Below are 24,670 nucleotides of genomic sequence, written 5' to 3' on the forward strand. Positions count from 1 at the left end.
CATGTCCTCGTCCGGGCCGGCGTGCTGTCGTGCGGTCGGCCCCGTGCCGGCACCCGCGTGCCCGTGGCTGTAGCGCTCGCCGGGCGGCAAAGATTCCCGGAGCGACTCCCGGGTGGACGTTTTCGGACGCGACGCGCAGCGGCTCCGTGCCAGGGCGTCGGGCCGGGTGCCGGCATGGCGCGGGTCAGCGCGCCATCTCCTCCTTCACTGCGGCCACGAAGGAGTCGATGTCGTCCTCGGTGGTGTCGAAGGCGCACATCCAGCGCACATCGCCGGCCGACTCGTCCCAGAAGTAGAAGCGGTAGCGCTTCTGGAGGCGTTCGCTGACGTCGTGCGGCAGCCGGGCGAAGACGGCATTGGCCTGCACGGGGTAAAGGATGTCCACGCCGGGCACCGAGCGCACTCCCTCGGCGAGCCGCTGGGCCATCTCGTTGGCGTGCCGGGCGTTGCGCAGCCAGAGGTCCTTGGCGAGCAGCGCCTCCAGTTGCACGGACACGAAGCGCATCTTGGAGGCGAGTTGCATGGACAGTTTGCGCAGGTGCTTCATGTGGCGGACGGCGCCGGGGTTGAGCACGACGACGGCCTCGCCGAAGAGGGCGCCGTTCTTGGTGCCGCCGAAGGACAGCACGTCGACGCCCACGGCGTTGGTGAAGGCACGCATCGGCACGTCCAGCGAGGCCGCCGCGTTGGCGATGCGCGCGCCGTCCATGTGCACCGTCATGCCGAGTTGGTGGGCGTGCTCGCAGATGGCGCGCACCTCGGCGGGCGTGTAGACGGTGCCCAGCTCGGTGTTCTGGGTGATCGAGACGACCTGGGGCATCGCCCGGTGCTCGTCGTCGAAGCCGAACGCCTGCCGGTCGATCAGCTCGGGGGTCAGCTTGCCGTCGGGCGTGGGGACGGTGAGCAGCTTCAGGCCGCCGACCCGCTCGGGCGCGCCGCACTCGTCGACATGGACGTGCGCGGTGTCCGCGCAGACGACGGCGCCCCAGCGGTCGGTGAGCGCCTGGAGCGCGACGACGTTGGCGCCGGTGCCGTTGAAGACCGGGAAGGCTTCGGCGGTGCCGCCGAAGTGGCTGCGGATGACCTGCTGGAGATGCGCGGTGTAGTCGTCCTCGCCGTAGGCGATCTGGTGGCCTCCGTTGGCGACGGCGAGCGCGGCGAGGACCTCCGGGTGGGCGCCCGCGTAGTTGTCGCTGGCGAAGCCACGTATGCCCGGGTCGTGATGACGGCGGGCGTCGGTCCGCGGCGGGTTGAGGGGGGTCACGGCTTCTCGGTCAGCCACAGGCGGTTTCCGTTCACTTCCCGGGCGGGCCTCTCCCAGATTCCGGCGATGGCGTCAGCCAGTTCTCCGACGTCCGTGAAGCCCGCGAACTTGGCGTTCGGCCGCTCGGCCCGCATCGCGTCGTGCACGAGCGCCTTGACCACCAGGATCGCAGCCGCGGCCTGCGGACCTGCGTCGCCCCCTGCCTTGCGGAAGTCGTCGGCCATGGCGAGCGTCCAGGCCTCGGCTGCCGCCTTCGCCGCGGCGTAGGCGGCGTTGCCGGCCGTGGGGCGGCTCGCGCCGGCCGCGCTGACCAGCACGAACCGGCCGCGCTCGCTCCGGCCGATGGCGCCGTGGAAGGCCAGGGAGGTCTGCTGCACGGTGCGGATCAACAGCTTCTCCAGCAGATCCCAGTCCGCGGGGTCGGTGGCTGCGAAGCCCTTGCTGCCGCGCCAGCCGCCGACCAGGTGGACCAGGCCGTCGACGTGCCCGTACGCCTTCTCGGTGCGCTCCGCCCACTCCCGGGTGGCCGCCCGATCGAGCAGGTCGACCCGCTCGCCGACGACCGTGGCACCCGGGTGCGCCGTGCGGGCCGCGTCGACCGCCTCCGCGAGCCGGTCTTCGTCCGCGTCGGCGCCGACCACCGTGGCGCCCGCCCCGGCCAGCCGCAGCAGGGCCGCCCGGCCCGCGGGGCCGCCGGCGCCCGCGACCGCCACCACCGCCCCGGACAGCGCGCTGTTGCCCGTCATCCTCGTCACCTCCGGCCTCGGGTGGCTCATGCCGCCGCCTTCGGCGCCTGAGCCGTGATTCCCTTGGTCGAGGCGATCACCTTCCGGAGCTTCTTGGCAAGCGCCTCGTAGAACATGCTGAGCGGAAACTCGTCCTCCAGCACGTCGTCGACGAGCTTGCGCGGCGGCAGGCTCAGGTCGAGCGCCTCGGGGCCCTTGGCCCAGCGGGAGCCGGGGTGCGGGGAGAGGTAGCGGGAGACCAGCTCGTAGCCGGCGAACCAGTGCACCAGTTTCGGACGGTCGATGCCGCTGCGGTACAGCGCCTCGATCTCGGCGCACAGGTCCTTGGTGACCTGCGGGGCGCGCTCCCAGTCGATGCTCAGGGTGTTGTCGGTCCAGCGGACCACGTCGTGCTGGTGCAGGTAGGCGAAGAGGAGCTGGCCGCCGAGCCCGTCGTAGTTGCGCACCCGCTGCCCGGTGACGGGGAAGCGGAAGATCCGGTCGAAGAGCACCGCGTGCTGGACGTCACGGCCCTGCGGCATGCCCTCGGCGGCCAGCTCGGTGGCCTCCCGGAAGGTCGTCAGGTCGCAGCGCAGCTCCTCCAGACCGTACATCCAGAACGGCTGGCGCTGCTTGATCATGAACGGGTCGAAGGGCAGGTCGCCATGGCTGTGGGTGCGGTCGTGGATCAGGTCCCACAGGACGAACGCCTGCTGGCAGCGGTCCTGGTCCTCGATCATCTCGCTGATGTCGTCGGGCAGTTCGAGCCCGAGCACGTCGACCGCCGCGCCGACGACGCGGCGGAAGCGGGCGGCCTCGCGGTCACAGAAGATCGCGCCCCAGCTGAAGCGGGCCGGCGCCTCGCGCACCGCGATGGTCTCCGGGAAGAGCACGGCGGAGTTGGTGTCGTACCCGGCGGTGAAGTCCTCGAAGGTGATGCCGCAGAAGAGGGGGTTGTCGTAGCGGGTGCGCTCCAGTGCGGCGAGCCACTCGGGCCACACCATGCGCATCACCAGCGCTTCGAAGTTGCGGTCGGGGTTGCCGTTCTGCGTGTACATCGGGAAGACCACGAGGTGCTCCAGGCCGTCCTCGCGGTGCGCGGCGGGCTGGAAGGCCAGCAGCGAGTCGAGGAAGTCGGGGACCTGGAATCCCTCGTCGGCCCAGCGCCGCAGATCGGTGACGAGGGCCTGGTGGTACGCGGCGTCGTGCGGCAGCAGCGGGGCGAGCCGCTCAATGGCCGAGATGACGCGGGCGACCGCCTCCCCTGCGGCGTCGTGCGACGGGGCGCCCTCGGCGTCGAAGTCGATGGAGCCATCCGCCGACTGCCACGGCCTGATCGCTTCGACCGTCTCCTTCAGGAGCTGCCAGGCAGGATGCTGTACCACGCGCGAGACAGGATAAACATCCTTCTCCGTACGTTTGCGCGTGAGCATTTCCGTCATGACCCCTCCTCCGCAGGATAACTTCTCGTACGACCCACGGTATGCGGACATGGCCACCTCTCACAAGTCGGCGTTGGATAAATCATCCTGCGATCGGACGCCCAGACAGATGTTTTTTCGGCCTCACCCGGGTTCCACGGGCGCGTCGTACGGAAAATCCGCGGTTGCGCCGGCTGAATCTCAGGCGCCGGGGCCGCGTTCGGTCACGTCATCGCGGACACGCCCACGCACGGGTGAGGCGGGACACCCGAGACGAGCGGGCCAAACACCCCACGGGGCATCCACACCGGTCTTCGGCCAGTCGCGTCGGAGCGGTTCCCTCAGCCAGGAGGGCCGTTAGGCTGCGTGCCCTGGCCGCGTGGACCGCCCGCCCCCTCCCCGCGTCGTTTCCGGGACGGGATACCCGTGCCGCGCGGGAGCCGAGCCGCCGTCGACGGAAGCGAGTGAACCTTGAACTTCCTCACCATCGGTCATCGTGGCGTCATGGGTGTCGCGCCAGAGAACACCCTGCGTTCGTTCCTTGCGGCGCAGCGCGCCGGACTGGACGTGATCGAACTCGATCTGCATCTGAGCAAGGACGGCGCCCTCGTCGTCATGCACGACGCCGACGTGGACCGCACGACCGACGGCACCGGGCCGATCGCCGAGCAGACCCTGGACGAGCTGCGCGCCCTGGACGCCGGGGGCGGCGAGCGCATCCCGGTCTTCGAGGAGGTGCTGGACGCCGTCACCGCGCCGCTACAGGCCGAGATCAAGGACGTCGCCGCGGCCAAGGCGCTGGCCGAGGTGATGAACGCCCGGGATCTCGTCGCCCGGGTCGACGTGCTGTCCTTCCACGACGCGGCGCTCGCCGAGGTCGCCCGGCTGGTGCCGGGAGTGCGCACCATGCTGGTCGCGAGCGAGTACGGCACGGGCGTGGTGGAGCGGGCCGTCGCGATCGGGGCGACGGGACTGGCGCTGGACATCCAGAAGATCAGCCTGGAGGTCGTCGAGCACGCCAGGAAGGCGGACCTGAGAATCACCGGCTGGGTCGTCAACACCCAGGACCACCTGCGTCTGGTCCGCGCCCTGGAGCTGGACGGCGCCACCACCGACTATCCGGAGATCAAACGGACCGCCCGATTCACCGCCTGAACCCCGGCTCCCGGGGGCCCGTCAGGAGAGCGGCTTGACCAGCAGTTCGAACTCCAGGCCCGGCCGCTGCGGGATACCGAAGCGCTCGTCGCCGTACGGGAAGGGGCTGGTCCTGCCCGTACGGCGGTAGCCGCGCCGCTCGTACCAGGCCATCAGGTCCGCACGCACCGAGAGGACGGTCATCTGCATCTCGCGTGCGCCCCACTCCTGGCGTGCGTACCGCTCCGCCTCGGCGATCACGGACTTGCCCAGACCGGCGCCCTGGAGCGCGGGGCGGACGGCGAACATCCCGAAGTAGGCGCTGTCGCCGCGGCGCTCCAGCTGGAAGCAGCCGACGATCAGCCCGTCCCGTTCCACCACGAACAGCCGGCCGTCCGTGCCGTCGATGACCTCCAGGACGCCCTGCGGGTCGGTGCGCTGCCCCTTGAGGAACTCCGCCTCGGTCGTCCAGCCGGCCCCGGGGCGGCCGGACTCACCACGGTAGGCCGAGTCGATGAGCGCGACTAGCTCCTCGGCCTCGCTGTGCAGCGCGTCCCGGAAGAGGAGCGCACCGGTGGCGGGGGGCGGGGCGGTGTCCATGGCACGGTCTCCGGTCTGTGCTGGGGTGCGGGTGAGCGTGGCGGGCCCGGGGTGGTGCCACACGGTCGGTACAGCCCGGATGAGCCTAACCCGAGGGGCGTGCAGCCCGTAGGGTCGGTCCATATGGTGCATGTACTCAGCAGCAGAACGCTTCTCCGGCCGACGGATCCCGAGCGCTCGCGCGCCTTCTACGGCACTCAGCTGGGCCTCGAGGTCTCCCGCGAGTTCGGCACGGGCCCCGAACGCGGCACGGTCTATTTCCTCGGTGGCGGCTTCCTGGAGGTGTCAGGCCGCTCAACCGAGCCGCCGGCGCCCGGCCTCCGGCTGTGGCTCCAGGTGGCGGACGCGGCCGCCGCCCACGAGGAGCTGGCGGCACGCGGCGTGCACGTGCTGCGCCCGCCGCAGCGCGAGCCCTGGGGACTGATCGAGATGTGGATCGCCGATCCGGACGGGGTCGAGATCTGTGTCGTACAGGTGCCCGACGACCATCCGCTGCGGTACCGGCCGGGGATCTGACGCAACGGGGCCCGGGGCCCCGGGACGGGCGTGCCCGGCGGGGCGAGGAGGGCAGCGGCCGGCAGGGTGAGCAGGGCGGCGCCCGGCAGGTGCAGGCCGGGCAAGGCCCCAGGGCGGGGCTCAGAGCCGGGGACCGCCGAGGCTGCCCTCCAGGCGGGTCAGCAGTTCCCCGAGCCGTTTCCCGAGCTCCTCGCGACCCGCGGGATCGAGACCGGCAAGGACGCCCTCCTCGTACGACAGCTGCGCCGGCAGCAGCGCGTCGACCAGATCCCGGCCGTCGTCGGTGAGGGTCACCAGCGCGACGCGCCGGTCACGCGAGTCGCCGCGCCGGCCGACCAGCCCACGCTCGGTGAGCAGCTTCAGCCGCTTGGTGACGCCTGCCCCGGAGGCGAACGTCTCCCGGGCCAGCTCACCGGGGGTGAGTTCGTGGCCGGTCCGGCGCAGGGCGTTCAGCAGGTCGAATTCGGCGCGGGTGAGTCCCGCCCGGCGCAGCGGGGCGTCCTCGGCCTGCTGGAGCAGGGCGGCGCAGCGGTTGATCCTGCCGATGATCTCCATCGGGGCGGTGTCGAGATCCGGAAGCACCTCGTGCCATTGGCGCACCACCGCGGCCACGGTGTCGTCGGTGGCCGCCGAGCCGTTCCCTGCCGTCATGCCGGTGCATCCTCCAAGGCGTACGGTGCGTCGTCCTGCCAGGCGTGCAGTCCCTGCCGTTGCACGGTCTGGGCGAGCGTACGGTGTCCGGCGCGGCCGGCGACGGCCACCCGCACCGGTTCGTGCGAGGTACGCGGCCACCATTCTCCGGCGGCGGTGTGGGCCACGGCGTGCAGGTCCGCCAGGGCCGCGGTGAGCCGGCGGCGGGCCTTCTCCAGAGCGGCGGGGTCCGGCACCGGTGCGTCGAGCGCGAGGCGTGCGTCGTCGACGGCGGCCTCGCAGCCGGTCAGGGCGCGCGGTACGCACGCCGGCACGCCGGTCGGCCACGGCGAGCGCTGCGGCGAAACCGAGCACGGCACCGATGAGCGTGTCCATGATCCGGCCGGTCATCAGCTCCGTCACCGGCGCGGGCCGCGCGAACTCCGTGACCAGCAGCGCCATCGGTGTCACGCAGATGGTCCCCAGCCAGTAGGCGCGGCTGATCAACGCCTCGGCGCCGAAGGCGAAGACCAGGCAGCACCCGATCAGCCCGGCCGGCCCCAGGTGGGCGAGCGGGGCGACGGCCGCGAAGATCAGCACACCGGCGAGGTTGCCGACCACCCGCTGCACGGTGCGGGACCAGGTGAGGCTGGTGTTGGCCTGGTAAAGGGCGGCGGCGGTGACCAGCGCCCAGTAGGGGCGGTCGACGCCGAGCGCGAGGGCTCCCCCGCCGGCCAGGGCACAGCCGACGAAGGTGCGCAGGGCGAGCGGCAGTGCCGGCGAACCGGGCGCGAAGGCGCGCCAGGGCGAACGCCGGGCCGCGCCGGTGCCGGCGTCGAGGCCGTGGATGTGCGGTGCGGGAATGCCGGCGATCTCCGCCGGGCGCGGCACGGGCCCGCCCCGGCGCAGTTGCCGGGCCCGGGCGCGCAGCCAGCGGGGTTCGGACGCATCGGGGGCGGCGAGGGCGACCTCGGCGCGCACCACGAGCAGTTCGAGGGCGCGCCGCTCCGGGTTGCGCGTTCCGCATGCGGCCAGCGACTCCCAGGCCCGGTGGACGGCGGCCACAGCGGCGCCGCGAGCGGCCTCGTGGCCCGCCCGGGTACCGCGGGTGGTGGCGTAGCCGCCGGCGGCGTCGAGTGCGGCGGCCACGGCGCGCCGCTCCGGTCCGTGCGGGCGCACCAGCGCGGGGGCCATGCCGACGCACCAGGCGATCAGGCCGGCGACGGCCGTGAGCGCCAGATGCCCGGGCACCTGGTCGAGCCGCTGGGGGAAGAACAGTGCGGCCGAGCTGATGAAGACGTAGATGACATGCGCGGGCGGACCGATGCGGGCGGCGTCACACAGCGTCTTCTGCACGGCGGCCAGCAGCGCGCCCACGGTCACGAGGATCATCGCCTGCCGGGTCAGCGAGGCCGTGACCAGGCAGATCCCCAAAGAGGCCACCATGCCGACGACGACCCAGGCGAGGGTACGGGCGCGGGTCGCATAGGGGCGGTCGTGGGCGTACAGGGCGCAGAACGAGCCGGCCATCGTGTACGCGATCAGGTCGGTGCGGCCGAGCGTCAGCAGCACGACATCGGGGATGGCGGTGGCGATGACCACGCTCCACGCGTGCTTGAACCAGATCTCGGAAGGGCGGTGTGGGCGCAGCACGCTCAGGAGCGGGAAACGGCGGGTGGATGCGGACCGGACGGGAGTAGGTGTACTGCGCATGCGATTAATGTTAACAAGTATTTCACCAGAAAAATAATTGGAAAGGATCTCCTCGCCCTACCTCACCCTGCCCCCATGCATCCACCCCCTCTGGCGCACCCAAGGGGGTCGCACAGCGCCACGGCGCGCTCCCCCATATCGCCCCCTTACGCCCATTCGTGCCCGCGTGGACACACAGCGTGACGGGCAGGTCGTGAGGGATGTCGCCGGTCCGTCGGGCGGGCCGACCGGGAGGGGACCGGTCGGAGGCGGTCGGCGAGGGAGGGATGCACCGTGCTGACATCGGCCCCGGCCGCCTGGTTGCTCGTGGCGCTCTGCGCGGTGGCGGGGGCCTACTGCGTGCTGCGGACGCGGAGCGCGCTCGAGGAGCAGCGCCGTTCCGCGGGAGCCGACGCCACCATGGGGTTCGGCATGGCGGCGATGGCCGTACCGGCCGCTGCCGCCCGGCCGCCGGGGTCCTGGCAGGTCTGCGCGGCCGTCTTCGGCGCCATGGCGCTGCATGCGGCCTGGTCGGCCCGGCCCGGCCGGCACGGCTGGCATGGCCGGCACCATCTGCACCATCTGGTCGGCGCGTCGGCCATGGTGTACATGGCGGCCGTGATGGCCGGAGGCGGCGGCCACGGCCACATGGGGCACATGGCGCAGGGTGGCATGGGCATACCCGAGCTGACCGGCCTTCTGCTGGTGTACTTCACGGCGCATGTGCTGTGGGCCGGAGCACGGCTGGCACCCTCGGGTCCGCCCGCCCCCGGCGCGCGGGACGGCAAGGGCGGCCTTGGATGGGCCGACCGGCCGGAGTTGGCGCGGGCGTGCCAGCTGGCGATGAGCATCGGCATGCTGGCGATGCTGCTGGCGATGTGAGGTGCCGCGTACGTCGCGCCAGGCTCCGCCGAACCGTGGCGTGCGTCACTTGAGTTGGCACACCGTATCGCCGGGCTGCCTGCCGCCATAGGCTCTTGGCCCATGATGGTCGCCGTGGCGTTGTTGCTGCTGGGTGCGCTGATCGCCGTCGCGGGCCCCCGGCTGCTCGGCCACGCGAGATGGACCGACCGGGAACCCGTCGTCGCACTGTGGGCCTGGCAGTGCGTGGTGGCGGCCGTGCTGCTGTGCTGCGTGCTCGCGATGGCGCTGAGCGCATCGGCGGCTTGGCGGGTGGTGCGCGGCCAGGTGTTCGCTCCCGCACCGGACCGGGTCGTCGAGGCGTACGCCCTCGAGGCACCGCGGCTCTGGGCCGCGACGATCGCGGTACTGCTGGCCTGCGGCGGGCTGTGGACCGGGGCGATGCTGCTGCGCGAGGTGGCCGGGGCCCGGGCACGCCGTCGGCGTCGGAGGGTCGAACTCCTCGCGCAGGCCCCGTTGTTGCCGGGCGAGCAGCAGCGCGGCGACCGGCTGGTGATCCTGGAGGGCGACCGGCCCGACGCCTGGTGGCTGCCCGGCACCCCACCCCAGCTGGTCGTCACGACCGCCGCTCTGCGACGCCTGGAAGGCCGCGCCCTCGATGCCGTCCTCGCCCACGAGCAGGGCCATGCCCGGGCCCGACACGACTGGCTGCTGTACTGCTCGGGGGCGTTGGCGGAGGGCTTCCCTCAAGTGCCGGTGTTCGCCGCGTTCCGCACGGAAATGCACCGGCTGGTGGAGCTGGCGGCCGACGACATGGCGTCCCGGCGGTTCGGGCGGCTCGCCATCGCGCTGGCGCTGGTCGAGCTGAACGAGGACCGGGGCGTGTTCGGGCCCGCCGCCACCCCGCAGGCGCAGGTGCCACAGCGGGTGCACCGGCTACTCGCCGCGCCCCGCAGGCTGCGTCCTGTACACCGGCTGCGGCTCACCGCTGCCGCGGCGCTGATCCCGGCCGTACCGCTGCTGGTGACGTTCGTACCCGGGTTGCGGGCGCTGGGCTGAGGGACCGCGTCGGGGTTGCGGACCCCGGCCGGACGGTTCACGCCCGGATCGGGCCGTGGCCCCGACCTGGTGCCCGGTACCGATCGCACGGCCTCCAGGCCGGTGGTCGCGGACGGGGGATCCGGGTTCGTGGGCCCGTCCGTGCGTGGCAGGGGACGGCGCGCCGTAACTGGCCATGGGCTTCGGCCGTCCGCCAGGATCACCGCATGCACCCGGCCGCACCGTCAGGCGCCCGATCCGACCCGCGCACCACCCGCCGCACCGCCGTGCGCGTCGCGCTTCTCCTCGCGCTGCCCTGCGCGCTGCTCGTCGCGCTCGTGGCGGCGCGCTGGACACCGCTGATGGACCTGGACACCGACTGGGCACGCGCCACGCACCGGCAGGCCTTGGCGGATCCGGGTCTGACCCATGCCAATCGGGTGCTCACCGACAGGGTGTGGGACCCGTGGACGATGCGCGCCCTGGCTGTTCTGGCCGCCCTGTGGTGGGGGGTCCGCGGCGCATGGCGGCCCGCCGTGTGGCTGCTGGTCACGGTGGTGTGCGGGGCGCTCGTCCAACAGGGCGTCAAGGCCGCGGTGGCCCGTCCCAGACCGGTGTGGCGGCACCCGGTGGACACGGCGCACTACGCGGCCTTCCCGTCAGGGCATGCGATGACCGCGACCGTGGTCTGCGGTGCCCTGTTGTGGCTGCTGTACATGCGTCACGGTCGCGGCCCCCTGTGGTGGACGGCCTCGGGCCTGGCGGTGGTCAGTGTCGCGGGGGTGGGCCTGACCCGGGTGTGGTTGGGGGTGCACTGGCCGTCGGACGTGCTGGGTGGCTGGCTGTTGGGGGCGCTGACGGTGGCCGTGGCGGTGGCCCTCGCACCGGGCGCGGCGGACCACGGCCGGGAGCGTCCCCCCGGACGCCCTTGACCTCGTGGCGGGGGGCGCGAAGGATCCTGGCATGATCACAGGCGTTCTGTTCGATTTCTCCGGGACCCTCTTCCGTATCGAGTCGGTCGAGTCCTGGCTGCGGGCGGTGCTGCGCACCTCGGATGTGTCCATGCCCGAGGACGAGATCCGGCGGGCGGCGGCCGGCCTGGAGGCGGCGGGCGCGCTGCCCGGTGGCTCCACCCCGCAGCGGATGCCGGACGAGCTGGCCCGTGCCTGGGAGGTCCGCGACCGGGACGCCTCGCTGCACCGGGCGGTGTACACGCGCCTGTCCCGGCAGGTCGACCTGCCGGAGCCGGATCTGCACGACACCCTGTACGACCGCCACAAGACCCCGGCGGCCTGGAATCCCTACCCGGACGCGGAACCGGTGCTCGCCGGGTTGCGGTCCCGCGGTGTCGCCGTCGGCGTGGTGAGCAACATCGGCTGGGATCTGCGTCCCGTCTTCCGCTCGCACGGCCTCGACCGGTACGTCGACACGTACGTCCTGTCCTACGAGCACGGCATCCAGAAGCCCGACAGCCGGATCTTCGCGCTGGCCTGCGAGAAGCTGGGGCTCGCGCCGGGTGAGGTGCTGATGGTCGGGGACGAGCGCAGGGCGGACGGCGGTGCGGCGCGGATCGGCTGCCGGGTGCACTTCGTGGATCATCTGCCGGTCGGCGAGCGGCCGGACGGCCTGCTGCCGGTCCTGGACCTCACCGGCCCCGACGGCCTCGCCGGGCCCGATGCCGGTGGTCCCGGCCTCACCGGGGACGGTCGTGCACCACGCCGGTGACCTGGTCAGGTCGGGAGCGGGTACGCACAGGCAAGTACCGCACACACGCGCCTGAGGCATACGCCTCTCACCCATGTCGTGAAAATATGTCGCCGGCATATGTGGAAGCGCAATAATGCCGCCCGCATGGACGATCCCCCGCGTCGCCCATGCGGACGGCAAGTCTCGTACGGATCCCCTTGCGGGCACCCGTACGCGACGCACTGAGTATATTGGCTGTGAGCCAGTCAACGCAGGAGTTACAGGATGTCCCCTCGAAGCGCATCGGTCAATGAAGAGTTGCGCCGGCGCTCACGGGAGCGTCTCTTGCAGGCAGCCCTGGAGTTGGTGAGCGAGCGGGGGTACGACTCCACCACGCTCGCGGGAATCGCCGACCGCGCCGGTTCGGCCCGTGGCCTGGTGTCGTACTACTTCCCCGGCAAGCGCCAGCTGGTGCAGTCCGCGGTGCACCGCCTGATGCACCGCACCCTGGAGCAGGCGCTGGAGCGCGAGCCGCACACCGACGACGGTCGGGAGCGCATGGCGCGGGCCATCGACGCGATCCTGGGCCTGGCGCAGGACCGGCCGATGCTGATGCGTACGCACATGGCGGGCATCCTGCAAGCCGAGGGCTTCGTCCAGTGCTACGAGCAGCAACGGCTCGCGGAACTGCTGGAGGACACCGTCCGGCACTACGGCTCGGGCGCCGTCGAGCGCGACTACCCGATGCTCAGGGCGCTTCTCATGGGCGCCGTGTTCGCCACACTGGTGCCCGGCGTTCCGATGCCGATGGAGACGCTGCGCGGCGAGCTGTTCCGGCGCTACAAGCTCGACTGGGAGCAGGGCACACCGCCGGGCTCTGCACCCGCGAACGGGCACGCGGTGGAACCGTCGGACTTCTCGGAGTTCTTCGACGTACGGCCCATGGACCCGAAGTAGCGGGCCGAGAGCCCCACCTACGGCAAGGTGACGAGGCTCAGAGCATGCCGGCGGCGCCGGTTCAGGTCCGGCTCAGGCCCGCCCCCGGCGTGCGGTCCGGCCTCGGGAGGCGGCCAGCACGCTGTCGAGCAGGCCGGGGAAGAGCGCGTCCAGGTCGCTGCGGCGCAGGCCGTTCATCTTCGCGGTGCCCCGGTAGACCTGCCGGATGATCCCGCTCTCGCGCAGCACCCGGAAGTGGTGCGTGGTCGTGGACTTGGTGACGGGAAGGTCGAAGTGGGAGCAGGGCAGTTCATCACCGGTTTCGGCCAGCTCGCACACGACGCTCAGCCGCACGGGGTCCGACAGTGCGTGCAGCACCGCCTCCAGGCGGATCAGCTCGCGCGGCGGGTGGGCCAGCGCACGGCCGGCGGGGGCAGCGGCGGTCACGGCGGCAGGCTCCTCCTTCTGCTCCTTGGGGCTCCCTCACACGAGGTTGTTTGTACGGGAACCACCGTAGTTTGACAAGTCTCGTAGTACGTTGCGTACCGTACTCGGCGTCCCGGTGGACCGGATCGACTCCGGGCCCGCCCCCTGTTCCGCCGCGCCCCGCCCGTGACGAGAGGAGCCCGCCGTGAGCGCCCTGTTCGAGCCCTTCACGCTGCGTTCGCTGACCGTGCCGAACCGCATCTGGATGGCGCCGATGTGCCAGTACAGCGCCGTCGCCGAAGGGCCTGACGAGGGTGCTCCCACGGACTGGCACTTCCAGCACCTTGCCGCTCGCGCCGTGGGCGGTACGGGCCTGATCCTCACCGAGGCGACCGCCATCAGCCCCGAAGGCCGTATCAGCCCGCATGACCTGGGGTTGTGGAACGACACGCAGACCGAGGCGTTCCGGCGGATCACCGCCTTCCTGAAGAGCCAGGGCAGCGTGCCCGGAATCCAGCTCGCCCATGCCGGCCGCAAGGCGTCCACCGACGCGCCGTGGCGGGGCGGCACCCCGCTCGGCACCGACGAGGGCGGTTGGCGGCCGGCCGGGCCGAGCCCGCTGCCCTTCGACGACCGGCACCAGGTGCCCGCGGAGCTGACCGCGGACGGCATACGACGGGTCACGGCCGAGTTCGCGAGGGCCGCCGAGCGTGCGCTGGCCGCCGGGTTCGAGGTCGCGGAAGTGCACGGGGCGCACGGGTACCTGATCGGTGAGTTCCTCTCACCGCACTCGAACCACCGCACCGACGGCTACGGCGGCACCTTCGAGAACCGCACCCGATTCGCGCTGGAGGTCGTCGACGCGATCCGCGCGGTGTGGCCCGACGATCGACCGCTGTTCTTCCGGATATCCGCCACCGACTGGCTGGAGACGAACGGCTGGACGCCCGACGACACCGTGCGCCTCGCCGCGCTCCTGCGGGAACACGGCGTGGACCTGCTGGACGTCTCCTCCGGCGGCAACGCCTCCGGCGTCCGCATCCCTCTCGGCCCCGGCTACCAGGTGCCCTTCGCGGCCCGCGTCCGAAGGGAGACCGGGCTGCCGGTCGGCGCCGTCGGACTCATCACCGAGCCCGACCAGGCCGAGAAGATCGTCGCCAACGGTGAGGCGGACGCCGTCCTGCTCGGCCGTGAGCTGCTGCGCGACCCGACCTGGGCGCAGCGCGCCGCGCGGGCGCTGGGCGGCGACGTTCACGTGCCGGATCAGTACCTGCGGGCGATCTGAGCCCACCGGCGTTCCGCACGGGCACCGGGTCCCCGCGGTGCGCGTGCGGGCCTCGGCGGGGACGCAGCCGGGCCGCCGCTCAACTAGCGTCGGGAGCGTGGACGGCACAGGCACTTTCCTTGCAGCGCTCACCCGCGGGCCGCTCGTGCTGGACGGCGGCTTGTCGAACCAGTTGGAGGCGGCGGGCCACGACCTGAGTGACGAGCTGTGGTCCGCACGGCTGCTCGCCGACCGTCCGGCGGCCCTCACGGACGCCCACCGCGCCTACTACGAGGCGGGCGCGGACGTGGTGATCACGGCAAGCTACCAGGCCACGTTCGAGGGGTTCGCGCGCCGGGGTGTCGGCACCGTGCGCGCCGCCGAGTTGCTGCGCTCGAGCGTGCTGCTGGCCCGCCGGGCGGCCACCGGGGACGACGCGGGCCCGGCCACGGAAGTCGGCGCCGGGTCGGGCGGTGGCACGTTCGCCGGGTCCGGCGACGGCACGGCGCGGCCGCTGTGGGTGGCCGCGTCGGTGGGTCCGTACGGGGCGATGCTCGCGGACGGATCCGAGTACCGCGGCCGGTACGGGCTGAGCGTGGCGGAGCTGGAGCGCTTCCACCGCCCGCGCCTCGACGTCCTGGCGAACGCGGCACCGGACGTGCTCGCCCTGGAGACCGTCCCGGACGTCGACGAGGCGCGTGCGCTGCTGCGTGCGGTCCGCGGGCTCGGCGTGCCCGCGTGGCTGTCGTACAGCATCAGCGGCGGGCGGACGCGGGCCGGGCAGCCGTTGGACGAGGCGTTCGCGCTCGCCGCGGATGCGGACGAGGTGATCGCGGTCGGGGTGAACTGCTGCACGCCGGACGACGCCGACGCGGCGGTGCCCCTCGCGGCCCGGGTCACCGGGAAACCCGTCGTGGTCTACCCGAACAGCGGCGAGGGATGGGACGCGCGGACCCGCTCGTGGCGTGGCTCGGCGTCCTTCGCGGCCGGCCGGGTGGGCCGCTGGCGGGCCGCGGGTGCCCGGCTGATCGGCGGATGCTGCCGGGTGGGACCGGAGACCATTGCACGGGTGGCAGCAGAACTGACCGGAACCCGTCCCCCCACACCCGGCGGTCCGACCCGCGAGCAGTCCCACTGAGCCACAGCGGGCCGGGCGGGCAGGCGTTCGACCTGCACAGGGGTGCCGTGCGCCGCTTGGTGTCGTGCCGCGTCCGAGGGCGTTGTCAGTGGCAGGGTGCAGACTGACCGATGGCTGAAAGAGCGGGGTCCCGGACGGGCCGGGGCTGCGACACACCGGAGGTGGCCGGCATGGCCGAGGTACTGCTCACCGTAGGCACCCGAAAAGGACTCTTCATCGGGCGCAAGGGCCCCGGTGGCTGGGAGTTCGACGACAGCCCGTACTTCAACGCGCAGGCGGTCTACTCGGTCGCGATCGACACCCGTGGCACCACCCCGCGCCTACTCGCCGGTGGTGACTCCGGGCACTGGGGCCCCTCCGTCTTCCACTCGGACGACCTGGGCAAGACCTGGACCGAGCCGGCGAAGCCCGCAGTCAAGTTCCCGGTGGACACCGGCGCGTCGCTGGAGCGGGTCTGGCAGCTGCACCCGGCCGCCGCCGAGGAGGACGTGATCTACGCGGGCACCGAGCCGGCCGCGCTGTACCGCTCGGAAGACCGCGGGGAGACGTTCGAGCTGGTGCGCCCGCTGTGGGAGCACCCGACCCGTGGCCAGTGGGTGCCCGGCGGCGGCGGCGAGGGCCTGCACACCATCGTCACCGACCCGCGCGACCCGCAGGCGGTCACCGTCGCCGTCTCCACGGCAGGTGTCTTCCGCACCCGGGACGGCGGGGCGAGCTGGGCCCCGTCGAACAAGGGAGTGGCCGCCGTCTTCCTGCCCGATCCGAACCCGGAGTTCGGCCAGTGCGTGCACAAGATCGCGCAGGACGCCGTCGACCCGGACCGGCTCTACTTGCAGAACCACTGGGGCGTGTACCGCAGCGACGACGCCGGGGCGCACTGGACCGACATCGGCGCGGGCCTGCCGTCCACCTTCGGCTTCGCCGTGGCCGCCCACCCGCACCGCGGCGACACGGCCTACCTCTTCCCGATCAACGCCGACTCGGACCGCGTGCCCGCCGGCCGCCGCTGCCGCGTGCACCGCACCGACGACGCCGGCCGGACCTGGCATGCGCTCACCGCAGGCCTGCCGGAGGAGGACCACTACGGCACCGTGCTCCGCGACGCCCTGTGCACGGACGACGCCGACCCGGCGGCCGGCATCTACTTCGGCAATCGCAACGGCGAGGTCTTCGCGTCCGCCGACGACGGCGACAGCTGGCAGCAGTTGACCGCCCACCTCCCGGACGTGCTGTGCGTACGTGCGGCGGTACTGGCCTGACGCCCCCTGCCGCGCCGGCGCACGCCCACGCGCCCAACAGCCCGCCGGCCGTGCGGCGGTGTCCCGGACAACCTCGCGCGCGCCGCCGAGTTGATCGTGTGTCGGTGCACGGCAGTAGAGTGACGCTCCGTGGCACCACGACCTTTGCATGACATCGTCGAAGCAGGCTGGGCGAAGGCCCTCGAACCGGTGGCGGACCGGATCACCGCGATGGGCGAGTTCCTGCGCACGGAGATCGGCGCAGGACGTACCTACCTGCCCGCCGGGCAGCATGTGCTGCGCGCCTTCCAGCAGCCCTTCGACGACGTACGCGTCCTCATCGTCGGTCAGGACCCCTACCCCACCCCCGGTCACGCCGTCGGGTTGTCCTTCTCGGTCGCTCCGGACGTCAGACCCCTGCCCGGCAGTCTCATCAACATCTTCCGGGAGCTGACCACCGACCTCGGGCTGCCGCAGCCCACCAGCGGCGACCTCACGCCCTGGACCCGGCAAGGCGTGCTGCTGCTCAACAGATCCCTGACGACCGCGCCCCGCCGCCCGGGCGCGCACCGCGGCAAGGGCTGGGAAGAGGTCACCGAACAGGCCATCCGGGCGCTGGCCGCGCGCGGCAAGCCGCTGGTGTCGATCCTGTGGGGCCGCGACGCGCGTAACGCCCGGCCGCTGCTGGGCGCGCTCCCCGCGGTCGAATCGGCCCACCCCTCCCCCATGTCGGCGGACCGCGGCTTCTTCGGCTCCAAGCCCTTCAGCCGCGCCAACGACCTCTTGCTGCAACAGGGCGCGGGGCCCGTCGACTGGCGCCTGCCATGACCGCGGCGGCAGCCACCACCGGCTCGGGTGCCGAAGCGACCGGGTGCGTGCTGGGCGTCGACTCGGGCGGCTCGGGCCTGCGCGTCCAGCTCGCGTCGCCCGGCGGCGCCACCACGGCACCGGTGGCGGCCGGGACACCGGTGCGTACCGGCCCGGGCGGCATCGACCCCGCGCATCTCATGGAGTTGCTGGTGCCGATGGCGGAGCAACTCCTCGCCCAGGCTGGTGCCGACGCGCTGCGCGCCGTCGCCATCGGTGCGGCCGGGATGGCAACCCTCGGCGACGCGCTGCGCGCCGAACTGCCCGCCATGATCGAGAAGCACCTGGGAGTACGCCGGCTGGCGCTCGCCGCGGACGCCGTGACCGCGTACGTGGGCGCCCTGGGCCAGCGGCCGGGCGCCGTCGTCGCCGCGGGCACCGGCCTGATCGCGCTCGGCACGGACCTCGGCGCCTGGCGCAGAGCCGACGGCTGGGGACATCTGCTCGGCGACTGCGGATCGGGCGCCTGGATCGGCCGGGCCGGCTTGGAGGCGGCGCTGCGTGCCCACGACGGGCGGCCGGGCGGTTCGGCGGCGCTGCTGGCCCGTGCGGAGGCCGTGTTCGGTCCGGCGCCCGGGCTGCCGGGCGCGCTGTACCCGCGCACCGACCGGGCCGGCGTGCTCGCCTCCTTCGCGCCCGAAGTGGCCGCGGCCGCCATCGATCCCCTGCCGGCCGCGCATCCCGACGGCCCCGGCGCCCCCGCCGCTTCCTCGGTCCGGGGTGTCCCCGGCCTTCCTGGCGCGTCCGAAGTCCCGGGCGGGTCCGCCGATCCGGTGTCCGCAGACCGCGCCGGGGCCGTGGACGCGCTGGCGACCGGGGACCCCGTCGCGGCCGGAATCCTGCGGGCCGCAGCACGCCACATCGCGGAGGCCGCCGCGGCCGTCTGCCCCGCCGGCGGGCCGTACGAGGTGGCCTTGACCGGGGGCCTGCTGCACATCGGGGAGCCGCTGCTCGGACCGCTCCGTCGGGAGCTGGCCGCACAACTGCCGCAGGCACGGCAGGTCCCTGCGGCGGGCGGTCCCCTCGACGGCGCCGTCCGCATCGCCCTCGACCTGGCGGACGACCGTCTGAGCCTGCCGGTGGACGGCCGCATGCTGTACGTGCGCCCGGAGCCTCCCGCCGCGTCCACGCCCGCCGCGGCGGAGCCCAGCGGTTAGCCGTCGGCACCGCGAGCCCGGTCTTCGGCAACCCGAGCCGCGCGGCCGTGCCCCGAACGCGCTTCCCGGCGCCGTCGAAGGGCGCCACGCGGGCGCGCCCGGGCGTGCGGCCGTCGACGCATTTGCGTCAATGCTGCGGGGTGCCGTGGGCGTTCCGCCGGGAGGATCCGTTCGTACCGTTCTGCGGCGATGTACCCCCTCGGCATCCCATCCGACAAATAGGGACAATCATCACTCAGTCGCCCCTCAGCGAACGAAGCCGTGGGGGAAACCAGTAGCATGCGGCGCCATGAGCTCCCCCAATGGGCCCGCTTCTGGCCTGCCCGTACGAATGCCGCCGCCCCGACGGTCGGGGCGACACCGCCGTCCGGAGCCTGTCGTGGCTCCCGACGGTTCACCCGCGCTCGTTCTCGCCGTGCCCGGCACCCCCGGCGCCGACGTCCGCAGCCTTGCCGAGGAAATCGTCAGCATCGCGCGCTCCGAGCTGCCCGGCCTGGACGGCAGGATCGGGTACCTCGACGGGGACGACGACGAGTTTCCCGGTCTCACCACGGTGCTGAACCAGGCCCTGGAACAGCGCACCGCCCGCTACGAGCAGGCGAAGGCGGCCGGAGTCGAGGTGGCCGAGCCCGAGGGCCCGGTGGCCGTGGTGGTGCCGCTGCTGGCGGGCCCGCACCCGACGCTGCTGGAGCGTATCCGCGAGGCGGTGGCGGCCAGCGAGGCCCAGGTCGAGCTGACCGATGTGCTCGGCCCGCACCCGTTGCTCGCCGAGGCCCTGCACGTCCGCCTGTCGGAGGCCGGGCTGTCACGCGCCGACCGGGCCCGGCTGTTCACCGTGGCCACCGCGGCGGACGGCATCATCCTCACCTCCGTCGGCGGCGCGGACGCCGTGCAGGCCGCGGGCATCACGGGCATGCTGCTGGCCGCGCGGCTCGCGGTGCCGGTGATGGCCGCCGCACTGGACCAGGAGGGCGCCGTCGCGGCCACCGCCGACGAGCTGCGCGCGGCCGGTTCCGCGCAACTGGCGCTGGCTCCCTACCTCGTCGGACCCGAGGTCGACCGGGCGCTGCTGGAGTCCGCGGCGAAGGACGCCGGTTGTGCGGCGGCGGAGCCCCTGGGCGCCTACCCCGCGATCGGCAAGCTGGCGCTTTCGCAGTACGCCTCGGTGCTGGGCATCAAGCTCCCCCAGCAGGGCGCACCGGTTCGCTGACCGGGGCACGACCGCGCGGGTGACGGGCGCGCGCCCCGGCCGGACGCAGCTGGGGGACGTCCTGCTCGGCGAGGAGCCGCCTGCCCCGGCCGAGGGGGCGAGATCCGCACGTCACACCAGGTCACGAAAGGGCCCGCCGGGCAAGAGCGGGCCCTTCGTTGTTTCTGTGGTGATGCCTGGTGGCGGGGTGGCGCTGAGGGCGGGTGGGTGCCGCCCGTCAGACGGACCCGGGTCGGGAGAGCCGTCCGGGGGGGGTGCCTCAGCCGAAGACCACGCAGGACGCCGCGGGCGCCGGAACGGAGCCGCCACGGCGCGGCACCCCCGTTTCCGGGTCGAGGGTGAACCAGGTGACGTTCCCGGAGTGCTCGTTCGCCGCGTAGAGGTGCCGCCCCGCCGGGTCGAGCGCCAGGTCACGCGGCCAGGTGCCGCCGCACGGGACGGTGTCGACGAGGGTGAGCCGGTCACCGTCCGCGTCGAGGGCCAGTACGGAGATGACGTCGGCACCGCGGGTGGCCGTCCACACGAACCTGCCGTCGGCGGACACGACGATCCCGGACGGGAAGGCGTCGCCGTCCGGCGGACCGGGCACCACGGACGTCTCGGGGCCCGCCTGGAGCACGCCGTCCGCGGCGTTCCAGCGGCAGACGGTGACCGTGGGTGCAAGCTCGTTGAGGAGGTAGGCGCGGTGGCCGCGCGGGTGGAAGGCGAGGTGGCGGGGTCCGGAGCCGGGCCGCAGCGCCGTCTCGTGGTGGATCTTGAGGTCTCCCGCCGGGTCCAGCGAGCACACCCGCACCGAGTCGGTGCCGAGGTCGACGCTGACCGCCCACCGGCCGCTGGGGTCGGACTGCACCTGGTGGGCATGGGGGCCCTGCTGGCGCTGCGGGTGCGGGCCCGAGCCCTCGTGCAGCAGCACGGAAGCCCGTGATCCGAGGCTTCCGTCCGGCCCCACCCGCACCGCGCTCACGCTGCCCGAGCCGTAGTTCGCGGTCAGCACATGGCCGTCGTAAAGGCTCAGATGGGTGGGCCCGGCCGCCGACACGGACACCGCTGGCCCGGCCGGGCGCAGGCCGTCGGGGTCCGTGCGGAATGCGGCGAGTGCCCCCTCGTTCGTCTCGCTCACCGCGTACAGCGTCCGCCCGGACGGGGAGAGCGCGAGGTAGGAGGGGTCGGCGATGGTGTCGAGCGCGCTCAGCACGGTCAGCGCACCGCTGTCGGGGTCCACGGCGGCGGTGAGCACGCCGCGGCCGCCGGCCGCCGTGAATGATCCGATGTACGCCCGGCTGCCGCTCCTGGCCACTGATGTCCCCTCTCGGCTCCGTCCTGGTGCGGCCGACGGTAGCAGTCGAGGAAACGCCGGACGGTGCGAAGGGACCGGCCGCGCGGGGGTGGCGGCGGCGCGCCCTGCCGTACGCGTTCGACCAGCGCGACCCGCCGGTCGGGATGGCCGCGCCCGGCCACCCCGGCCCGGCCACCCCGCGCGGTGTCACCCGCTCGGGCTCATCCCTCCCCGTCGGCCAGTCCGGTCAGGCTGACCACCCGGAGGAAGCCGCCCGGCTCGTGCGGGTGACGGCTGGTCATGTCGAACCGGAGCGAGGAGGTGGTGACCGCGTCGAACGTGATCCGCGTGGTCCCACCGGACTCGGTCGCCCAGGTGATGTGGGCATGGTCCACGGGCACGTACTGCGAGCCGTCCCACTGGCGCACCGTGATGGAATCCGGCAGGTCGTGGGCGCCGTCCACGGTGAAGACCGCCTCCGCGCCCGAGAGCCGCCGGCGGGCGGGCCAGGTCAGCGACACCCAGGCGGTGGGGTGCGCCTTGCTGATCGCGGGCAGCAGGGCGGTGGCGGCCATGGTGTACGCGTTCGACCACGCGGTGGCCGGGTCACCGTCGAGCATGGCCGCCGGGATCGTGTCGGCCGCGCCGGAGAAACCGGCGTCGGCCTCCGGGCCCGCGCCGGCGCCGTGGTCCCCTCCGGCATGGCCTGCGGGGCTCCCCTGCGGGGCCGCCGGGCCGGCGGCCGTCGCGGTGGCGTGCGAGGCGCCGGTGACCGGCACGGTCACGGAGTCCGTCTGGAGGCCGTGCGCCTGGGCGGTGACCGTGACCGAGCCGGCCTGCCCGGTCCGGACGATGGCGAGCGCCATGCCGTTGAAGGCCCTGCGGGTGGGTGAGGTGTAGTTCTCGGCGCTCTCCTGCCGGCCGTTGTCGGCGCCCAGCAGCCGGCCGCCCCGCACGCCGAACGTCAGCGCGTGGGCGGCGTCCGGTACGACCACGCCGCGTGCGTCGGTCACCTCGGCGGTGACGAAGACCAGCTCACCGGCGTCCGCCCGGGAACGGTCGGCGGTCAGCCGCAGCGCGGTGGGGGCGCCGGCGGTGCGCAGCACGTCGCGGGCCACCTCGGCACCGTCCCGGCGCGCCACGGCCTCCAGCTTGCCCGGGGCGAACGGCACGTGCCAGGTCAGGTGCAGATGCCCGGCGCTGCCGTTGGGGCTGGTGTAGCTGCCGGGGTAGGGCCCCGACGTGACGGTCTTGTCGTCGCCGGTGGCCTCGGTGGTCTCCAGGTACGGCGTGCCGGAGGCGGTCGTCTTCGTGTCGAAGCGGCGTACCCCGAGCGAGCGGCCGTTCAGGAAGAGCTCCACCTCCGGCACGTTGCTGTACGCCCACACGACCACCTCGTCCTTGGACCGGTGCGACGTCCAGTCCATGGGAAGCAGGTGCACCATCGGCTCCGCGTTCCACTGGCTGCGGAAGAGGAAGAACTGGTCCTTGGGGAAGCCGGTGGTGTCCACGGCGCCGAAGAAGGACGACTTCACCGGGAAGACGTCGTCGTACGGCGTGGGTTCGCCGATGTAGTCGATGCCCGTCCAGACGAACTGGCCGGCGAAGAAGGCACGGTCACGGTCCTTCTTCAGGACGTACTCGCCGCTCATCGTCCACGATTCGAGGTTGTTGTCGTACGACGAGGCGCTGCGCCGGCCCGGCGTGTAGTTCTCTCCGGTGTTGAGCTGGCCGGGGCTGTCGTACACACCGCGGGTCGAGGTGCAGGACGAGGACTCCGACTCGAAGAGGAAGACGTCCGGGTACTTCGCGTGCAGGGCGTCGACGGAGGCGGCCGTGTTGTAGTTCAGGCCGACGCCGTCGAGCATCCGCAGGATGAGGTCCTGGGGGGAGCCGTCCGCGGGCACGCTGCGGTACTTGTCCGAGCCGATCACCACCGGTCGGGTGCTGTCGGCGGCCCGGACGGCCTTGATGAGCCGTTCCGCCATGGGCACCCCGGCGGCCTTGGTGCTGTCCGGGACCTCGTTGCCGATGGACCACATCACCACCGCGGGCGAGTTGCGGGCCGCCTGCACCATCTCGGTGATGTCGTCGACGCCGTGCTCGTCGAAGAACCGGCCGTAGTCGTACGGGTTCTTGGGGGTCTGCCAGCAGTCGAACGCCTCGACCATCAGCAGGATGCCCAGCTCGTCGCAGAGCTCCACCAGCTGCGGCGCGGGAGGATTGTGGGAGGTGCGCAGCGCGTTGACGCCCATGTCCCGCATCAACGTCAGCTGGCGGCGCGCGGCGTCGGGGTGGCAGGCGGAGCCGAGCGCGCCCTGGTCATGGTGGAGGTTGACGCCCTGAAGCTTGAGGTGTGCACCGTTGAGCGAGAAGCCGTGGTCGGGGTCGAACGCGAAGTGCCGGATGCCGAACGAGGTGTCCGTCTCGTCGAGCGTCCGGTCGTCGGCCGTGATGCGGGTGCGCAGCGTGTAGCGGTAGGACGGCCCGGCCGCGGCGTCCTTCCTGCCGTTGCCTTGTGTGGCGTCCGGCGCGGCCGACCACAGGGTGGGGTCGTCGACGCGCAGGGTCAGCTGTGCGGTGCCGGGTGTGCCGTCCAGGGTCACCGGGGTGCTCGCGGTGGCCACGGCGGCCCCCTCGGCGTCCAGCACGGTCGCCGTGACCTGCGCCGAGACCGTGCGCTCCACGCTGACGACGGACGCGGCCACGTGCACGTTGGCGTAGCCGGACGCGAGGGTCTCGGCGAGCCGGGGCGTGGTCACGGTGACGCCGTGCCGGATGAGGTGCACCGGGTCGGTGATCACCAGGCGTACGTCGCGGTAGATGCCGCTGCCCGAGTACCAACGGCTGCTGGGGATCTGGTTGCGTACCCGCACGGCCAGCGTGTTCGACGTGTGGCCGTCCACGTGGGCGAGGTCGGTGAGGTTGACGGCGAAGCCCGTGTAGCCGTACGGATGCGCGGCGACCTGCTGCCCGTTGAAGTGGACGAGCGCGTCCATGTACACGCCGTCGAACTCCACGGACAGCCGCTTGCCGGACAGCGTGGCCGGCAGGGTGAAGTCCTTGGTGTACCAGCCGAGCCCGCCGGGGAGGTAGCCGCTGCCCGCCCTGGTGCTCTCGTCGGCCACGGGATCGAGCTCGATGCTCCAGTCGTGCGGCAGGTCCACGGAGCGCCATGCCGGGTCGTCCGGGCCCGGCTGGGGGGCGTCCTCGCCGGTGGTGTTGACCAGCGCGAAGCGCCAGCCGGGGCGGAGGTCCGCGGTGCGTGCGCCGGGGTGGACCGCGAGCGTGCCGGGTGCCGGCGACCCGGTCGCGGCCGCCGCGGTGCCGGCTGCGGCGAGCGGCAGGTCCATCGCGCCGCCGAGCGCGACCGCGCCCGCCCCGCTGAGAGCCGCTCTTCGTGAGATCGCCATCTTTCGCCTCCCAGGCCGTGGTCTGGCAGTGCCGGGTTCGCCGTATGCACGCCGCCGTACGGGCCGTACGGCGGCATCGGCGGCCGGGCCGACCGAACGAGGGGAGTCTGTCGTTCCCTGTTTGAATTAGTCAACAAACCAAACAAACTTTGGCAGGTGACATCACATCCGATCCACT

Annotated in this window: 21 protein-coding genes and 1 pseudogene; 13 read left to right on the forward strand and 9 right to left on the reverse strand. The window is 72.9% G+C overall.

Translation table 11 applies throughout. The features are described from left to right. Positions 1-184: 184 nt before the first annotated feature. Genes NQO67_RS06155 through NQO67_RS06165 form a run of 3 tightly spaced genes read right to left on the reverse strand, consistent with a single transcriptional unit; the run spans position 185 to position 3,431 of the window. Positions 185-1,264 (reverse strand): threonine aldolase family protein, encoded by a 1,080-nt coding sequence (locus tag NQO67_RS06155; protein WP_255947640.1) that lies wholly within the window; start codon positions 1,262-1,264, stop codon positions 185-187. Further along, positions 1,261-2,040, reverse strand: coding sequence for an SDR family NAD(P)-dependent oxidoreductase (locus NQO67_RS06160; protein WP_374118912.1), 780 nt, complete (start codon positions 2,038-2,040; stop codon positions 1,261-1,263). The genes NQO67_RS06155 and NQO67_RS06160 overlap by 4 nt, the downstream gene beginning before the upstream one ends. After that, the gene (locus tag NQO67_RS06165) at positions 2,037-3,431 is read right to left on the reverse strand and encodes a DUF6421 family protein (protein WP_255947659.1); all 1,395 of its coding nucleotides are present in this window, start codon (positions 3,429-3,431) and stop codon (positions 2,037-2,039) included. Before NQO67_RS06165 ends, NQO67_RS06160 begins: the two co-directional genes overlap by 4 nt. Before the next feature lie 450 nt (positions 3,432-3,881). On the opposite strand from NQO67_RS06165, the gene NQO67_RS06170 reads away from it, so the two are divergent. Further along, entirely contained in the window at positions 3,882-4,565 is a 684-nt protein-coding gene (locus NQO67_RS06170; RefSeq protein ID WP_255947660.1) for a glycerophosphodiester phosphodiesterase, read from the forward strand. Between the two features lie 21 nt (positions 4,566-4,586). Here the strand turns inward: NQO67_RS06170 and NQO67_RS06175 are convergent, their stop codons facing one another. Further along, complete coding sequence (locus NQO67_RS06175) at positions 4,587-5,144, reverse strand: GNAT family N-acetyltransferase (protein ID WP_255947673.1); 558 nt, start codon at positions 5,142-5,144, stop codon at positions 4,587-4,589. Between the two features lie 123 nt (positions 5,145-5,267). On the opposite strand from NQO67_RS06175, the gene NQO67_RS06180 reads away from it, so the two are divergent. Beyond that, on the forward strand, positions 5,268-5,660 hold the full coding sequence (locus NQO67_RS06180) for a VOC family protein (protein WP_255947681.1): 393 nt from the start codon (positions 5,268-5,270) through the stop codon (positions 5,658-5,660). A gap of 120 nt (positions 5,661-5,780) precedes the next feature. Here NQO67_RS06180 and NQO67_RS06185 read toward each other — a convergent pair whose 3' ends face one another. Together NQO67_RS06185 and NQO67_RS06190 are read right to left on the reverse strand one after the other, a co-directional pair. Next, on the reverse strand, positions 5,781-6,311 hold the full coding sequence (locus NQO67_RS06185) for a MarR family winged helix-turn-helix transcriptional regulator (protein ID WP_255947687.1): 531 nt from the start codon (positions 6,309-6,311) through the stop codon (positions 5,781-5,783). Further along, positions 6,308-8,003, reverse strand: a pseudogene (locus tag NQO67_RS06190) (FUSC family protein). Before NQO67_RS06190 ends, NQO67_RS06185 begins: the two are co-directional and overlap by 4 nt. 273 nt (positions 8,004-8,276) lie before the next feature. On the opposite strand from NQO67_RS06190, the gene NQO67_RS06195 reads away from it, so the two are divergent. From NQO67_RS06195 to NQO67_RS06215, 5 genes are all read left to right on the forward strand, one after another. Further along, complete coding sequence (locus NQO67_RS06195) at positions 8,277-8,864, forward strand: DUF5134 domain-containing protein (RefSeq protein WP_255947689.1); 588 nt, start codon at positions 8,277-8,279, stop codon at positions 8,862-8,864. A 102-nt stretch (positions 8,865-8,966) separates the two neighbouring features. Then, the gene (locus tag NQO67_RS06200) at positions 8,967-9,902 is read left to right on the forward strand and encodes a M56 family metallopeptidase (protein WP_255947691.1); all 936 of its coding nucleotides are present in this window, start codon (positions 8,967-8,969) and stop codon (positions 9,900-9,902) included. 206 nt (positions 9,903-10,108) lie between these two features. Beyond that, positions 10,109-10,813 carry a phosphatase PAP2 family protein gene (locus NQO67_RS06205; RefSeq protein WP_255947693.1) on the forward strand — a complete coding sequence of 235 codons (705 nt, stop codon included), beginning with the start codon at positions 10,109-10,111 and terminating at the stop codon, positions 10,811-10,813. A 34-nt stretch (positions 10,814-10,847) separates the two neighbouring features. After that, positions 10,848-11,606: an HAD family hydrolase gene (locus NQO67_RS06210; RefSeq protein WP_255948459.1), complete on the forward strand. Its 759-nt coding sequence runs from the start codon at positions 10,848-10,850 to the stop codon at positions 11,604-11,606. A gap of 246 nt (positions 11,607-11,852) precedes the next feature. Further along, positions 11,853-12,524 carry a TetR/AcrR family transcriptional regulator gene (locus NQO67_RS06215; RefSeq protein ID WP_255947695.1) on the forward strand — a complete coding sequence of 224 codons (672 nt, stop codon included), beginning with the start codon at positions 11,853-11,855 and terminating at the stop codon, positions 12,522-12,524. Positions 12,525-12,596: 72 nt separating this feature from the next. Here the strand turns inward: NQO67_RS06215 and NQO67_RS06220 are convergent, their stop codons facing one another. Beyond that, positions 12,597-12,950 carry an ArsR/SmtB family transcription factor gene (locus tag NQO67_RS06220; protein WP_255947697.1) on the reverse strand — a complete coding sequence of 118 codons (354 nt, stop codon included), beginning with the start codon at positions 12,948-12,950 and terminating at the stop codon, positions 12,597-12,599. Positions 12,951-13,134: 184 nt separating this feature from the next. Between NQO67_RS06220 and NQO67_RS06225 the strand changes: the two genes are divergently transcribed. From NQO67_RS06225 to NQO67_RS06250, 6 genes are all read left to right on the forward strand, one after another. Then, the gene (locus tag NQO67_RS06225) at positions 13,135-14,214 is read left to right on the forward strand and encodes an NADH:flavin oxidoreductase/NADH oxidase (protein ID WP_255947699.1); all 1,080 of its coding nucleotides are present in this window, start codon (positions 13,135-13,137) and stop codon (positions 14,212-14,214) included. A 97-nt stretch (positions 14,215-14,311) separates the two neighbouring features. Then, entirely contained in the window at positions 14,312-15,331 is a 1,020-nt protein-coding gene (gene mmuM, locus NQO67_RS06230; protein WP_255947703.1) for a homocysteine S-methyltransferase, read from the forward strand. 170 nt (positions 15,332-15,501) lie between these two features. Continuing rightward, the gene (locus tag NQO67_RS06235) at positions 15,502-16,590 is read left to right on the forward strand and encodes a WD40/YVTN/BNR-like repeat-containing protein (RefSeq protein ID WP_255947704.1); all 1,089 of its coding nucleotides are present in this window, start codon (positions 15,502-15,504) and stop codon (positions 16,588-16,590) included. 129 nt (positions 16,591-16,719) lie between these two features. Then, the gene (locus NQO67_RS06240; protein ID WP_255947706.1) at positions 16,720-17,397 is read left to right on the forward strand and encodes a uracil-DNA glycosylase; all 678 of its coding nucleotides are present in this window, start codon (positions 16,720-16,722) and stop codon (positions 17,395-17,397) included. Further along, positions 17,394-18,593, forward strand: coding sequence for an N-acetylglucosamine kinase (locus NQO67_RS06245; protein ID WP_255947708.1), 1,200 nt, complete (start codon positions 17,394-17,396; stop codon positions 18,591-18,593). The genes NQO67_RS06240 and NQO67_RS06245 overlap by 4 nt, the downstream gene beginning before the upstream one ends. Before the next feature lie 289 nt (positions 18,594-18,882). Next, positions 18,883-19,803, forward strand: coding sequence for a sirohydrochlorin chelatase (locus tag NQO67_RS06250; RefSeq protein WP_255947710.1), 921 nt, complete (start codon positions 18,883-18,885; stop codon positions 19,801-19,803). 259 nt (positions 19,804-20,062) lie between these two features. Here NQO67_RS06250 and NQO67_RS06255 read toward each other — a convergent pair whose 3' ends face one another. Then, complete coding sequence (locus NQO67_RS06255) at positions 20,063-21,100, reverse strand: lactonase family protein (RefSeq protein WP_255947712.1); 1,038 nt, start codon at positions 21,098-21,100, stop codon at positions 20,063-20,065. A 200-nt stretch (positions 21,101-21,300) separates the two neighbouring features. After that, the gene (locus NQO67_RS06260; protein WP_255947714.1) at positions 21,301-24,492 is read right to left on the reverse strand and encodes a glycoside hydrolase family 2 TIM barrel-domain containing protein; all 3,192 of its coding nucleotides are present in this window, start codon (positions 24,490-24,492) and stop codon (positions 21,301-21,303) included. Between the last annotated feature and the right edge of the window lie 178 nt (positions 24,493-24,670).

The organism is Streptomyces odontomachi (assembly GCF_024435355.1).
GTDB classification, from domain to species: Bacteria; Actinomycetota; Actinomycetes; order Streptomycetales; family Streptomycetaceae; genus Streptomyces; species Streptomyces odontomachi.

Bases quoted from the DNA above. Each gene is read 5' to 3' on its own strand.
- NQO67_RS06160 (WP_374118912.1), bottom strand. From the start codon at position 2,040: ATGAGCCACCCGAGGCCGGAGGTGACGAGGATGACGGGCAACAGCGCG.
- NQO67_RS06165 (WP_255947659.1), bottom strand. From the start codon at position 3,431: ATGACGGAAATGCTCACGCGCAAACGTACGGAGAAGGATGTTTATCCT.
- NQO67_RS06175 (WP_255947673.1), bottom strand. From the start codon at position 5,144: ATGGACACCGCCCCGCCCCCCGCCACCGGTGCGCTCCTCTTCCGGGAC.
- NQO67_RS06180 (WP_255947681.1), top strand. From the start codon at position 5,268: ATGGTGCATGTACTCAGCAGCAGAACGCTTCTCCGGCCGACGGATCCC.
- NQO67_RS06185 (WP_255947687.1), bottom strand. From the start codon at position 6,311: ATGACGGCAGGGAACGGCTCGGCGGCCACCGACGACACCGTGGCCGCG.
- NQO67_RS06200 (WP_255947691.1), top strand. From the start codon at position 8,967: ATGATGGTCGCCGTGGCGTTGTTGCTGCTGGGTGCGCTGATCGCCGTC.
- NQO67_RS06205 (WP_255947693.1), top strand. From the start codon at position 10,109: ATGCACCCGGCCGCACCGTCAGGCGCCCGATCCGACCCGCGCACCACC.
- NQO67_RS06215 (WP_255947695.1), top strand. From the start codon at position 11,853: ATGTCCCCTCGAAGCGCATCGGTCAATGAAGAGTTGCGCCGGCGCTCA.
- NQO67_RS06235 (WP_255947704.1), top strand. From the start codon at position 15,502: ATGGCCGAGGTACTGCTCACCGTAGGCACCCGAAAAGGACTCTTCATC.
- NQO67_RS06245 (WP_255947708.1), top strand. From the start codon at position 17,394: ATGACCGCGGCGGCAGCCACCACCGGCTCGGGTGCCGAAGCGACCGGG.
- NQO67_RS06250 (WP_255947710.1), top strand. From the start codon at position 18,883: ATGAGCTCCCCCAATGGGCCCGCTTCTGGCCTGCCCGTACGAATGCCG.
- NQO67_RS06260 (WP_255947714.1), bottom strand. From the start codon at position 24,492: ATGGCGATCTCACGAAGAGCGGCTCTCAGCGGGGCGGGCGCGGTCGCG.